Here is a 13,107-nt window from a genome sequence, read left to right on the forward strand (position 1 = left end):
TTTTAACGTGCAAAGGATGTAACACAATGGCTCTCTTGCAAATTGCAGAACCAGGTCAATCAAGTGCACCGCATGAACACCGAATTGCGATTGGTATCGATTTAGGTACAACACATTCATTGGTAGCAACGGTTCTTTCAGGTAAAGCCAAAGTGCTCAACGATGAACAAGGCCGTGTGTTACTTCCATCTATCGTGCATTATGCGAATCAAACAACGTATTTTGGCGATGAAGCAAAACCCTTTTTAACGACAGATCCTAAAAATACAATTACATCTGTAAAACGTTTTATGGGTCGTTCAAAAGTAGATATTAAGTTCCAACACCCTTACACACTTTTGGGTGAAGACAATCAAATGCCTGCATTTGAAACTGCTCAAGGTCATAAAACACCTGTTGAAATTTCAGCTGAAATTTTAAAACAACTGAAAGACCGTGCAGAATCTAGCTTAGGTAACCCAATTAACGGTGCTGTAATTACAGTTCCTGCTTATTTTGATGAAGCTCAACGCCAAGCAACACGCGATGCTGCACAGCTTGCTGGTTTAAATGTTTTACGTTTATTAAATGAGCCTACTGCTGCTGCGGTTGCTTATGGCTTAGACCAAGAAGCAAACTTAGAACAAAATCAAAACTATGTGATTTATGATTTAGGTGGCGGTACATTTGACGTTTCAATTTTACGTTTCTCACAAGGCGTGTTTGAAGTTTTAGCTACAGGCGGACATACAGCGCTCGGTGGCGATGACTTAGATCGCCTTATTGTAAAATGGGCAAAAAAACAGCTCAATATTGAAACTTTAGACGATTCTGAATACGCACATGCAATTGTATCTGCACGCAAAGCAAAAGAAGCTTTAACAGATCAAGAATCTGTAAAGTTAGAACTTGCCGATCAAGCGTTAATTTTAGATCGCCCAACATTTGAAGAAATTATTAAAGTTGCTTTAGATAAAACTATTAGCGTTTGCAAACGTGTAATGCGCGATGCAAAACTTGATTTAGATGATATTCAGAATGTTGTATTAGTGGGTGGCTCTACCCGCTCGTATGCGGTTCAAAAAGCAGTTCGTGAAGTCTTTAATCAAGAACCTCTTTGCACCATCAATCCAGATGAAGTTGTCGCAATTGGTGCATCAATTACAGCAAACCAACTCATTGGTAACTCTAAAGACGGCTCTTTGCTTTTAGATGTAACACCACTATCTCTTGGTTTAGAAACCATGGGCGGATTGGTTGAACGTTTAATTTCACGTAATACCGCTATTCCTGTTGCACGTCGTCAAGAGTTTACAACCTATCAAGATGGTCAAACTGCCATGTTGATTCACGTGGTTCAAGGCGAACGTGACTTGGTTGAACATTGCCGTAGTTTAGGTCGTTTCATACTTCGTGGTATTCCACCAATGACTGCAGGTCAAGCACGCATTGAAGTGACTTACCAAGTTGATGCTGATGGTTTGTTGAGTGTATCTGCTAAAGAAACAACTTCAGGCGTTCAAGCACAAATTGATATCAAACCATCTTATGGTTTATCTGATACAGATATGGAGCGCTTGCTTGTAGATGGTTTCAAGTTTGCTGAAGAAGATAAAAATCTTCGCCACCTACAAGAAACTAAAGTTGAAGCAAAACGTGAACTAGAAGCACTTGAACAAGCTTTAAAAGTAGATGCTCACCTTTTAACAAGCGAACAACTTAACCAACTAAATGTCGCAAAACAGCATTTAGAAACACAACTTGAAACATCAGAAATTAAAGCTATTGAAGATTCGGTTGAACAGCTTAAAATACATAGTGATGCATTTGCTGCTGCCCGCATGAATCAACATATTGATGCTGCTTTAAAAGGCACTAAGCTTGATGACTGGTCAAACTCAAACTAATTTAAGGTAAAGAATATGCCACGTATTAAAGTTCTTCCTCATGCGCAAATTTGCCCAGAAGGTGCTGAGTTTGAAGTTGAAGAAAATGCCAATCTTTGCGAAAGCTTGCTAAAAAATGGGATTAAAATTGAGCATGCTTGCGATATGTCAGCAGCATGCACAACTTGCCACGTTGTTGTACGCAAAGGCTTCGATGGCTTAGAAGAAATGAATGATGTAGAAGCTGACTTGCTAGATCGTGCTTGGGGCTTACAACCCGATTCACGTTTATCTTGCCAAGTTAAAGTTGTTGATGAAGATTTAGAAGTTGAAATTCCTAAATACACAATCAACCATGCTTCTGAAAATCACTAAGTAATTTTCATTAAAAAACCACGCAGAAGCGTGGTTTTTTTATTTCTAAATAAAGTTTAAAACTCTATTCTTCAACAATTACTTCATCTGCCAAACGAAGTTTCACAATACCTTGTGAGTTTGTTAAAGCTTGTTGAACTTGAATACGTTTAATCATTTTTTCCAAAACTTGAATAAGTTTTGAATATTCAAAATTTTGTACTTCATCAAAGTTTAATAACAAATGGAAACCTTTATATTCATAATCAAACCATTGCTGATATTCGGTAAGATCTGATTTATATTTTTCCATGATCTGCCAAGTTTGCACAGGCTCCTGAATACCTTTTAATGAAATAGGAGCTCTTGGTGCACATAAATAGCTACTTTTCACCAAATTATATGTACTTTCCGACACTAAAATTTCATCTACTTCGGCAGCACTTTGTAAACGCGCAGCTAAGTTAGCATCACGCCCAACAATGGTATAAGCCATTCGGTATGCAGCGCCATAATTACCTACGTGACAATATCCTGTACTAATACCCATGCGAATATGTAACGCTGGATAGCCCATTTTAATCCAACGTTCACGTAATAATTTCATTTGCTGACGCATTGCAATTGCCATTTCTACGCATATTTTGGCATCCTGCTCTGCACCTTGAGAGTTTGGATCACCAAAGAAGATAAGAATGGCATCTCCCATAAACTTATCGACAGTAGCTTCATAATGCTTTGCAATTTCAGTCATATGACTCAAATAGTCATTTAAAACGAATGCTAAATCATCTGGAATTAGTGTTTCTGAAAGCTCCGTAAAACCTTGAATATCTGAAAAGAAAATGGTCATTTTCTTACGCTTATATTCAATTTTAGCTTCTGACTCACCTTTCATAATCGATTGCCACAACTGTAAAGGCGCATAACGACTTAGCTGATTCGCAAACTCCATATAACGGTGCATTTGAGAATAATAATATTCTTGTTTTGCAACTGCCATTTTTACACGGCGAATTTGATAAATTGATCCCATTCCAAAAAAACCAATAACACACAAAAATGCAAGAATGGTTAATTCGTTGCTGGTTTGTTGAAAATAAGGACCAAAACCAAATAAAAAGATATTAGATAAATAGAATATGACTATGCCAAAAAGCCCAGATATCGCAATAATTACAAATGGAATTTTTACATTAATAACTGTATATAAAAGCGAAACCAAAGCCAAAAAAGTTAGCACGATATTCAAATGAATTGCAGAAAGTGTAACGGCAACAATTGCGATATCAATTAGAAAAAAAACATTACGCCTTACACGTGAACTATTATATTTATATTCAAGCCATTGGCTTAATTTAGGGGTAAAAATTAGAAGAAGCGTTAAAAAAATCGGGATGTACAGCTGGTATGTTGTCTCAGGATAAGTAAAGTGATAGACAACAAGAATTAGTGCAAGACTACTATATCCCACAATCCTATGTAGATATTCAAATTGCTTTGGATCTCTATCCATCCAACTGTCTAATGACAAATCCTTTCTCCCCAAGGATTAAAGCCACGACATTACCCGTGGCTTAATAGAATCGATCAGTCCATTCTCCAGTCAAATGGCATTTCACCTTGACCACGTAGAGCAAGCATTAATGTCTGACGCATATGCGCAAGCACTTCATTGCTATAAGGAACTGCTTGTGAGCCCCAAACTGGTTTAGGCCAAGCCACATCATTTTGGTAACGAACAACGTGATGAAAATGCAACTGAGGAACAACGTTCCCAAGTGCAGCAACATTCATTTTGTCCGCACGAAATACGCGTGATAATTGACTAGATAACCAACTAGATTCACGTAAAAATTGTTCTTGATCTGCCTGACTAAGTTCGTATAGTTCAGTAATCCCTGGCACACGTGGAATCAAAATAAGCCAAGGAAATTGCATATCATTCATTAAACGACATGTTGATAACGGAAAGTCGCCGACAAAAAAAGTGTCTTGAGCAAGTTGTGGATGCAAACTAAACATATCTTTATTAATGATGCAAATTAGAATGATGGTTAATACTATCACATCCCAATGGGTGTGAATATTCTATATAGCGTGTTTCAATACAAATATCAGTTCATTTGTTTTGAACTCGGTCATATATTCATATTTAATATTTTATCTCTAAAAATACAAGTATCTATTGAAAATAATACAAATTTTATGACCGATGACATTTTTATCTTTAACGTATTAAGATGCTTTTAGCCCAGCAATTAAATGATTCAAAAGATCATTTATAAACTGTAAGCGCTTTGTGTAATCTTCAAGCATTACCATGACTTTTAAACGCTGCCCACCATCCATTCTGTAATAAGTAGGTTGCTTTTGCATCATTTGAATAATACTCATAGCCTGTACAGGTGTGTCTGGAGAAAATTCGATATGTCCACCATTACCACCAATATCTACTTTTGTAATACCCAAAGTTTCAGCTTTTAAACGTATTTGATGCACAGCAAATAATTGCTTAACCGATTGTGGCGGAATACCAAAGCGATCAATTAATTCCATACGAATATTATCGAGTTTTTCTTGTGTATCTGTATTACTAATGCGCTTATAGAACAACAAGCGTTGATGCACATCTCCCAAATAATCATCTGGTATTAGAGCAGGCATATGCAGATTAATTTCAGCAGTTAATGACAATGGCGCATCAAAGTTTGGCGTTTTACCTTTTTGAATGGCTTTAGTCGCCTTTTCAAGCATTTCCATATACAAGCTATAACCAATCGCTTGCATAGAACCACTTTGTTGTTCACCAAGTAATTCACCTGCACCACGAATTTCTAAATCTTCCGTTGCAAGCATAAAGCCTGCACCTAAGGTTGATGCACGCTGAATTGCGTCTAAGCGTTTCTCTGCATCACCTTTAAGACCTTTAATTGATGGTACTAGCAAATATGCATAAGCTTGATGATGCGAACGCCCTACACGACCACGAAGTTGATGTAACTGTGCTAAACCTAGTTTATCTGCACGTTCAATAATAATGGTATTGGCACTTGGAACATCAATTCCTGTTTCAATAATGGTTGAACAAACGAGTACGTTATATTGTTTGTGATAAAACTGTTGCATCACTTGCTCAAGTTCTCGTTCACGCATTTGACCATGCGCCACAGCCACACGTGCTTCTGGCACTAAATCACGAATATTTTCTGCTGTACGTTCAATGGTATCTACTTCGTTATGTAAGAAATACACCTGACCACCACGTAATAATTCACGTAAAATGGCCTCCTTAACAGAATCGCCTGTATGTTCTTGCACAAAAGTTTTTACTGCCAAACGTCGCGCAGGTGGCGTTGCAATAATAGATAAATCACGCATTCCACTAAATGCCATATTTAAGGTTCGTGGAATTGGTGTAGCCGTTAAAGTCAGCATATCAACATCGGCACGCATGGCTTTAATACGTTCTTTATCACGTACACCAAAACGATGTTCCTCATCGACAATCATTAAACCTAAGTTTTTAAATTGAATGTTTTCCTGCAATATTTTGTGCGTACCAATCACAATATCAACTTTGCCATCGGCTAAATCTTCAATGGTTTTGTTATGTGTTTTTGTTGAACCAAAACGTGAAAGCACTTCTATGCGTACAGGCCAATCTGCAAAACGATCTTTAAAAGATTCATAATGCTGTTGTGCTAGTAACGTGGTTGGAACAAGCACCGCAACTTGCTTATTGTTTTGAACTGCGACAAAAGCAGCACGCATTGCCACCTCTGTTTTACCAAAGCCAACATCACCACACACCAATCGATCCATTGGCTTGGCAAGTTGCATATCATAAAGCGTCGCTTCAATCGCATTTGCTTGATCTAGCGTTTCTTCATAGGCAAAGCCTGAGGCAAATTGCATATAAAGCTTTTCATCACGTTCAAAACCAAAACCAGGTTTAGATTGACGACGTGCTTGAATATGTAAAAGCTCTGCAGCAACATCATGAATTTGTTCTAGAGCTTTACGTTTGGCTTTTGACCATGCATCTGTACCTAACTTATGTAAAGGCGCTAAGTCTGGGTCACCACCACTATAACGACTAATTAAATGTAAATTAGTTACAGGCACATAAACTTTGGCAGCATCAGCATAATCGAGCTGTAAAAACTCATGATCTTGATCATCAATACTTAAGGTAATTAAACCTGCATAACGCCCCACGCCATAATCAATATGAACAACAGGTGCGCCAATACTTAGTTCAGTTAAACTTCGAACCAAGAACTCTTCAGAAACCTCTTGCTGACGTTTACGACGACGTTGAACAACACGATGTTCATACAATTGATTTTCAGAAATAACGCTGAGTTGTCCTGAAATTACCAAACCACGATCTAAAGGTGCACTTGTAATTGCAATAGACTGCAACGATGTCTGAAATTGTTCAAACGTATCTACATTTGGAATATCCCCCAAAGATGCACGCAATGCATCTTTTAGCGTTTCACGTCGACCTGCACTTTCCGCCACAATTAAGACAGGATAAGTTGCATCATCTACATATTTTTTTACCGCAGCAAAAGGCTGTTCTTGTTTAGGATCTACAGCTAAACGAGGTGGAATTTCTGTATTTAAATTGGTAACGCCTGATTTTTCATCAAATGCTACTTCCGATGCAACAATACGACCAAAACTATTAATTTGCTCTAACACCTGATTTGGCTGTAAAAATAATTGGTCAGGTGGCAAAATTGGCTGATCTGCATTGTGACGACGATCTTCATAACGACGAAAAATATCTTTCCAATAATTGGTTAATTCATCATCTAAATGCGAATCTGTAATGACAATGCCATTCTTTGGCAAGTAAGATAACAGCGTACTTTGGCTTTCCATGTCTTTTTGTTCAAAAAACAATGGGAAATAATATTCCAAACCTGGCGATGCAATTCCGTCTAAAGCATCTTGATAAATTGGGTTTCGTTTAGGGTTAGCAGATGGGAAAGCCTCTGCATAACGGTCTCTAAATATTGAACGACCTTCTTTAAGCGGAAATTCTTTTGCAGGTAAAACTACAAATTCTTTTAATGCTTCTGTTGTACGCTGTGTTTCAGAATCAAAGAATTTTAGACTTTCAACTTCATCATCAAATAAATCTATACGAATGGGTGCATTTTGCCCTGAAGCATATATATCCATAATGCTTCCACGAACAGCAAATTCACCATGATCATATACAGTATCTACAAGGTGATAACCTGCTTGAATAAGTCTTACTTTTTGTTTTTCTAAGTCAAACTTTTGCCCAATTTTAATATCAAAATGTTCACCTAAAACCCATGTGGTTGGTGCAACACGTTGCGCTAAAGTTGTTGCTGAAATAAGTAAAATGCCCTGCGTAGGCATATTCGATAAAATAGATAATCGCTCTGATACAATATCTTGATGTGGAGATAATCGGTCATAGGGCAAAATTTCCCAATCGGGGAAAATTGTTGGTTTTATGCCGTAAAACTCAAGCTCGCTTTCTAGTTGTCCCAAATGCTGATTATTACGCGCGACAAGAATAAATAGTTGCTTATTTTGCTTGCTGATTTCTTTGAAAAGTAATGCTGCCGCAGAACCTTGTAAATTACCTATCCAGCGTTTTTCACCTGTTTTAAGGCGTTGCAAATTGAGTTGAGCTATTTCTTGTTGGAACATTTATCTGACTTTTTAAGTTAAACAACGTGAGGCGTATCTTAACACGATGCTTTTTTGCTTTAGATGAATTTTTATTTGCATAACTTAATTACTTTTTCCAAAGTTGCTTTATTTTCGTGAAAAAACTAGCTTTTGTTACAGTCTCTTCGCTTTCTTGTTTAATTTGGCTTATACCCTCCGATGTACTCAATAACATATGTATATTGATATTTTCACAGATAAAATCTATTTTTATTATTTCGAGGCATAAATCTGAAAATAAGGTAGAAACTAAACTATGTTCTGCTATCGAATTATCAATAGTTCCTGTGTATCGACATCTAAGATAATCATCAATCTCACCCTCCTCCAAACTAGAGATGTCTAGATCTTTACCATCAATTAATTTTTCTTGCCATTCATCATTTTCATCTAAATATGAATACTCATAACAAATATCGGCATTTAACCACACCTTTTCCACATCTAAAACATCACCAAATTGAACTATCTGATAATCATCAGTAGCATCTTGTGAAATGTTACGAATTAACTTTGCATTTTGATATATGGAGTATCCGTAATGCCCACCACTATCAAATATTCCAAACATAATGACCTGATCTAACAGCCCAAATAGTCGGAGTTTCTCCCCCCACCTTGCTGGGTCATTAAATGCTTTGAAATAGTAATCTGCATGAAAAACAACTAGATAGCCATTTATTAATGACAATGAAAAGTAATTTTTATTCCGTGTATCTACATAGTTTTCATGTAGTTTATATAAAGGAATACTTTCTATTTTTATTAATAAATTACAAGCATCTTCAAGCGTTCCATCAAATGGAATAATAAATCCACCAGCAGCTACACCCATTATTAAATCCTTTCTATTTTTTATCTCTTAAAAAGTTTCGATAATATTCATTGAGTAATTTAACCATCTGTTTAAGCTCAGTTAAGTTTTCTTGTGTATTTCCTAAACGCGCAACAAAATTTTGAGATGCAATTTCCAAGTCTATCTTTTCATTAATAATCATTCCTGCATCATAAAGTGCTTTTAAATCATCAAATTTTTTCAACCTACGATTCGACAAATACTCTAAGCGTTCCGACCATTCATTGATAATAACACCATCTATAGTAAAGCCCTGCTCGGCATTATATTCAATATGATTTTCCTTTAAAAAAATCTGCTCAGGTGTTTCTTTATCACTTTTGAAAAAATCGGCAATTTTATTTAGCATTTCAACTCAAACTTCATACAGCACACTGCTTTATATCTTATTCCGCTAAATACATTTAAGCGACTTATTTTATTACTTCCTTGATAGACATAAAAAATGACGAACTCTTTAAGTTCGCCATTTAAAACTCTGAATTAATTATAACTAAGCAGATATCTAAACCTTTAACTTAAAGATCAACTAGCTTTGTTTTAGATACAACAATGCCATTATTGTCTGCATACACAAAGTCACCTGAATTAAAGCAAACATTTCCAAAGGAAATTTCAAGATCAACTTCACCTGCACCTTTACGGTTACTCTTTTGTGGAATAGCTGCCAATGCATGCACACCTAAATCAAGCTCAGCAATTGCATCTACATCACGCACACATCCGTAAATAATCACACCATTCCAATGATTTTTTACAGCAGACTCTGCAATCATATCGCCCATTAAGGCACAGCGCATAGATGCCCCACCATCTACAACCAAAACCTTTCCTGTACCATCTGTTGCCAACAACTCTTTTACACGAGAGTTATCTTCAAAACATTTAGCTGTGACAACTTCACCACCAAATGTTTTTCGCGCACCATAACTTTTAAAAAACTTACCATCTAAAGATGGAATCACCACTTGAATGTCTAAGTCAGGATGATCATCCAATAAATCACAAGTTACGAATGCTACATTTGACACAGCGATACCCTTTTATTTAATTTGATGTATCGCTAAATTATCATAAATTTTTAATTTTTCGGTTTGATAACACGCAGCCTCGACCATAGTATGAGCTACCTGTTCCGATGTTACAGGTTTATATTTAAAAGTATTTGGAACTAAATGCGAAAATTTTAAATATAACTTTTGAGTGAAATCTTCCAAAGTTCGCTGTTCATCTCGATGACCCAATAATAACGAAGGCTGAATAATCGAAACTTTTGAAAGCGCTAAACTTTGAATATATTGCTCCAATTGACCTTTCACTTGGTTATAGAAAAATTTTGATTGAGCATTTGCACCCAAAGCACTAATAAGTAAATAGTGAGTTTCTGTATTTTGAAATAAATTTGCAAAATGTGCATTCATTTCGTAATCAATTTGGTAGAAGTTATCTTTAGAACCTACCTTTTTAATTGTGGTACCCAAACAACTAAATGCATGTGTATATTCTTCAATATTTGCTCTATTGAGTAAAAAAAAGTCGTTCAACACAATTTGATGCACTTTTTTTAATTTTTTTAGCTCTTCATTTTCACTGCGAACAATTGCTGTTATTTTGTCACATCTTTTCGATTCATTGAGCAGATAAAGCAAACGCTTTCCCACCAAACCTGTTGCACCTATGACGATTGCACTTTTTATAGAGTTGATCATTTTAAAAGCAAACCTATTTAATATTCCTTAATATAATGCTTTATTTGCCATTTTTCTTCATCTAAAATGTACTCAAACCAAGTCAAGACTTGACTTAACTGCATTATTTAATCAAAATATGGCACTTGTTTACGGGCTGGTGATCATTCTTCTGGAGATGGTTTTCAGATGCAATTTCAGCCCGCCCAGACCAATCTAATTCAAGGAGTGCACGAGTGGCAAACTCTGCTCAAGCTAAAAAACGTGCTCGTCAAAACGTTAAAGCACGTAAACACAACGCAAGCTTGCGTTCTATGGTTCGTACTTACATCAAACGTACAGTAGCTGCTATTGCTGCTGGCGACTATGCTGTTGCATCTGAAGCGTACAAAACTGCTGTACCTGTGATCGACCGTATGGCTGATAAAGGTATCATCCATAAAAACAAAGCTGCTCGTCATAAGAGCCGTTTAAACGCACAAGTTAAAGCATTAGCTAACTAATTTGTTGCAGTAAAAAAAGCCCTTTTAGGGCTTTTTTTATGTCTGTTGATTTATAAATACCACTTATCCATTCATATAACAATAGTATTTATAAAACCTTAATTTTTAATTCTATTTAATGTGAGTTTCGACTAATATATTCTTATTTAATAAAATTAAGTAGTTACTTAAATGGATTTTCGTCAAGATATTAATGGGCTTCGTGCAATAGCAGTTCTTGCAGTTGTATTATTTCATTTTAATCAACAATTGTTACCAGGCGGATTTGCAGGGGTAGATGTTTTTTTGTCATTTCTGGTTTTTTAATGACCTCCATTATTTTTAATGGCGTAGAAAAAAATACATTTAATTTATTCAAATTCTATAATGCTCGAGCAAATCGAATCATACCTGTTCTTGCCGCTATGTCAGTGGTGTTACTTGTATTTGGTTGGTTTTATCTACTCCCTACAGACTATCGCGATTTAGGGCGCCAAATTGAAAAAAGCTCTCTATTTATTTCAAATTTATTGTTCGCAAAAGGTGGTGGTTATTTTGATACCGCAGAACATACCAAATGGCTTCTTCATACTTGGTCTTTATCTGTTGAGTGGCAATTCTATATTTTCTTCCCAATAATAATTATTGCTCTAAAGAGATTCTTAAGCTTTAGTAATTTAAAGCGTGTAGTTTTAGGCTTATTTTTAGTAAGTTTCATTTACTGTATTTATGCAACTTACAAAGATAGTAAAACGGCATATTTTTTACTTACAAGCCGTGCTTGGGAGATGTTACTTGGTGGCTTAGCATTCCTATATCCATGGTCATTAAAAAATAAGTCACATCAAGTTATTACTCAATGCTTAGGTATTATCTTAATTATTGCCTCATATTTTTTAATATCAAAAGATACGCCTTGGCCAGGATACATGGCACTAATACCAGTATTAGGTGCATATTTAATAGTCGTTGCAAACTATCAAAATAACTTTTTAATAAACAACCCTATTTCTAATTCTATTGGTAAATGGTCATATTCTATCTATGTGTGGCATTGGCCACTTGTAGTATTAGGTTTCTATTTTGCATTTGAAAATTGGTGGATCTATGGAATTCCACTATCAATTTTACTCGGTTTCTTAAGTTACCAATTTATTGAAAAGATTAATTTCCCGCGCTACTCATCATGGAAAGAAATATATAAAGTTAAACCTTTTTATATTTTCTTAATTATTCTAGCTTGTGGATATGCAGTAAAAGAAACGGATGGAATGAAGTTTCACTATTCAAAAGAAATTATCGTTGCATTAGACGAACTTAAAGGCACAAATCCTTATGAATGTGATTCTGGACATAGAAATCGCGATGCTGAAGAATGTAAAATTGGGAATCAAGATAATATTAAAGCAATCGTAATTGGCGATAGTCATGCAGACTCAATAACCACCTCTGTTGCTTCAGCTTTTGATTTAAATAAAGAGGGTATTGTATCTATTGTTACCGCTAGTTGCCCACTATTACTCAATGCCAATGTTAGAGATATTAATAATAATGATGACTGTCAAAATATCAATAAAAAAAGATTTCAACTCATTGAGTCTCAAAAATATAAAAATGTCCCAATTATTTTAATATCAAGACTTCCTGTGTATATTGAAGGGCAAAATGATGTTGAACGTGTAAAAAATGAAGAAAAAAAAGCACTTTTATATTTTTCTAAAAATGAAAGGCTTAGTAAAAATGACCTTTATAAATTAACAGCAAAAGATTTGACTGAAACACTATGTCGCGTTTCCAAGCACAATCCAGTTTATATTACTTATCCAGTGCCTGAGTTTTCGACAAACATACCCAAAACTGTTGCTAAAAACTTATTTTTTAATGAGTCAATACCAACAACCATGTCTTATAAGGAATATTTATATCGTGCATCTAAATCAAGAGTTTTAATAGCTGATGCAGCACAATCTTGTGATGCAAAAGTTTTAGATCCAACAACAATTTTATGTCCCCAAAATGAATGTATATCTATTTATAAAAATAGACCTATCTATAGAGATGCAGACCATTTAAGCGAATATGGCAATAAACTCTTAACACCAATGTTTAAAGAAGCTTTAAATCCATAATAATAAAAA

General features: G+C 35.4%; 12 protein-coding genes. 5 read left to right on the forward strand and 7 right to left on the reverse strand.

What is annotated here, in order from left to right; genetic code table 11:
* Positions 1 to 26 precede the first annotated feature (26 nt).
* Complete coding sequence (hscA, locus tag SKM54_RS08990; protein WP_321095192.1) at positions 27 to 1,886, forward strand: Fe-S protein assembly chaperone HscA; 1,860 nt, start codon at positions 27 to 29, stop codon at positions 1,884 to 1,886.
* A gap of 15 nt (positions 1,887 to 1,901) precedes the next feature.
* Complete coding sequence (gene fdx, locus SKM54_RS08995; protein WP_154772909.1) at positions 1,902 to 2,240, forward strand: ISC system 2Fe-2S type ferredoxin; 339 nt, start codon at positions 1,902 to 1,904, stop codon at positions 2,238 to 2,240.
* A 64-nt stretch (positions 2,241 to 2,304) separates the two neighbouring features.
* Here fdx and SKM54_RS09000 read toward each other — a convergent pair whose 3' ends face one another.
* The 7 genes from SKM54_RS09000 to SKM54_RS09030 form a co-directional block, all read right to left on the reverse strand.
* Complete coding sequence (locus SKM54_RS09000; protein ID WP_154772910.1) at positions 2,305 to 3,753, reverse strand: adenylate/guanylate cyclase domain-containing protein; 1,449 nt, start codon at positions 3,751 to 3,753, stop codon at positions 2,305 to 2,307.
* Between the two features lie 56 nt (positions 3,754 to 3,809).
* Positions 3,810 to 4,244, reverse strand: coding sequence for an HIT domain-containing protein (locus SKM54_RS09005; protein ID WP_154772940.1), 435 nt, complete (start codon positions 4,242 to 4,244; stop codon positions 3,810 to 3,812).
* A gap of 213 nt (positions 4,245 to 4,457) precedes the next feature.
* Positions 4,458 to 7,922 carry a transcription-repair coupling factor gene (gene mfd / locus SKM54_RS09010; RefSeq protein WP_321095193.1) on the reverse strand — a complete coding sequence of 1,155 codons (3,465 nt, stop codon included), beginning with the start codon at positions 7,920 to 7,922 and terminating at the stop codon, positions 4,458 to 4,460.
* An 88-nt stretch (positions 7,923 to 8,010) separates the two neighbouring features.
* Positions 8,011 to 8,778, reverse strand: a complete 768-nt coding sequence (locus SKM54_RS09015; protein WP_321095194.1) for a hypothetical protein — start codon at positions 8,776 to 8,778, stop codon at positions 8,011 to 8,013.
* 13 nt (positions 8,779 to 8,791) lie between these two features.
* Complete coding sequence (locus SKM54_RS09020; RefSeq protein ID WP_321095195.1) at positions 8,792 to 9,148, reverse strand: hypothetical protein; 357 nt, start codon at positions 9,146 to 9,148, stop codon at positions 8,792 to 8,794.
* Between the two features lie 169 nt (positions 9,149 to 9,317).
* On the reverse strand, positions 9,318 to 9,830 hold the full coding sequence (gene rraA / locus SKM54_RS09025) for a ribonuclease E activity regulator RraA (RefSeq protein ID WP_321095196.1): 513 nt from the start codon (positions 9,828 to 9,830) through the stop codon (positions 9,318 to 9,320).
* Between the two features lie 12 nt (positions 9,831 to 9,842).
* Positions 9,843 to 10,508: a Rossmann-fold NAD(P)-binding domain-containing protein gene (locus SKM54_RS09030; RefSeq protein WP_321095197.1), complete on the reverse strand. Its 666-nt coding sequence runs from the start codon at positions 10,506 to 10,508 to the stop codon at positions 9,843 to 9,845.
* Positions 10,509 to 10,723: 215 nt separating this feature from the next.
* Between SKM54_RS09030 and rpsT the strand changes: the two genes are divergently transcribed.
* The 3 genes from rpsT to SKM54_RS09045 all read left to right on the forward strand — a co-directional run bounded on the left by rpsT (position 10,724) and on the right by SKM54_RS09045 (position 13,098).
* Positions 10,724 to 10,990, forward strand: a complete 267-nt coding sequence (gene rpsT / locus SKM54_RS09035) for a 30S ribosomal protein S20 (protein ID WP_004696602.1) — start codon at positions 10,724 to 10,726, stop codon at positions 10,988 to 10,990.
* Positions 10,991 to 11,161: 171 nt separating this feature from the next.
* Complete coding sequence (locus SKM54_RS09040; protein WP_321095198.1) at positions 11,162 to 11,296, forward strand: hypothetical protein; 135 nt, start codon at positions 11,162 to 11,164, stop codon at positions 11,294 to 11,296.
* On the forward strand, positions 11,296 to 13,098 hold the full coding sequence (locus tag SKM54_RS09045; RefSeq protein ID WP_321095199.1) for an acyltransferase family protein: 1,803 nt from the start codon (positions 11,296 to 11,298) through the stop codon (positions 13,096 to 13,098). Before SKM54_RS09040 ends, SKM54_RS09045 begins: the two co-directional genes overlap by 1 nt.
* Positions 13,099 to 13,107: the final 9 nt, after the last annotated feature.

The organism is Acinetobacter faecalis (assembly GCF_034187745.1).
GTDB lineage: Bacteria > Pseudomonadota > Gammaproteobacteria > Pseudomonadales > Moraxellaceae > Acinetobacter > Acinetobacter faecalis.

Bases quoted from the DNA above. Each gene is read 5' to 3' on its own strand.
- hscA (WP_321095192.1), top strand. From the start codon at position 27: ATGGCTCTCTTGCAAATTGCAGAACCAGGTCAATCAAGTGCACCGCAT.
- fdx (WP_154772909.1), top strand. From the start codon at position 1,902: ATGCCACGTATTAAAGTTCTTCCTCATGCGCAAATTTGCCCAGAAGGT.
- SKM54_RS09005 (WP_154772940.1), bottom strand. From the start codon at position 4,244: ATGTTTAGTTTGCATCCACAACTTGCTCAAGACACTTTTTTTGTCGGC.
- mfd (WP_321095193.1), bottom strand. From the start codon at position 7,922: ATGTTCCAACAAGAAATAGCTCAACTCAATTTGCAACGCCTTAAAACA.
- SKM54_RS09015 (WP_321095194.1), bottom strand. From the start codon at position 8,778: ATGGGTGTAGCTGCTGGTGGATTTATTATTCCATTTGATGGAACGCTT.
- SKM54_RS09020 (WP_321095195.1), bottom strand. From the start codon at position 9,148: ATGCTAAATAAAATTGCCGATTTTTTCAAAAGTGATAAAGAAACACCT.
- SKM54_RS09030 (WP_321095197.1), bottom strand. From the start codon at position 10,508: ATGATCAACTCTATAAAAAGTGCAATCGTCATAGGTGCAACAGGTTTG.
- SKM54_RS09040 (WP_321095198.1), top strand. From the start codon at position 11,162: ATGGATTTTCGTCAAGATATTAATGGGCTTCGTGCAATAGCAGTTCTT.
- SKM54_RS09045 (WP_321095199.1), top strand. From the start codon at position 11,296: ATGACCTCCATTATTTTTAATGGCGTAGAAAAAAATACATTTAATTTA.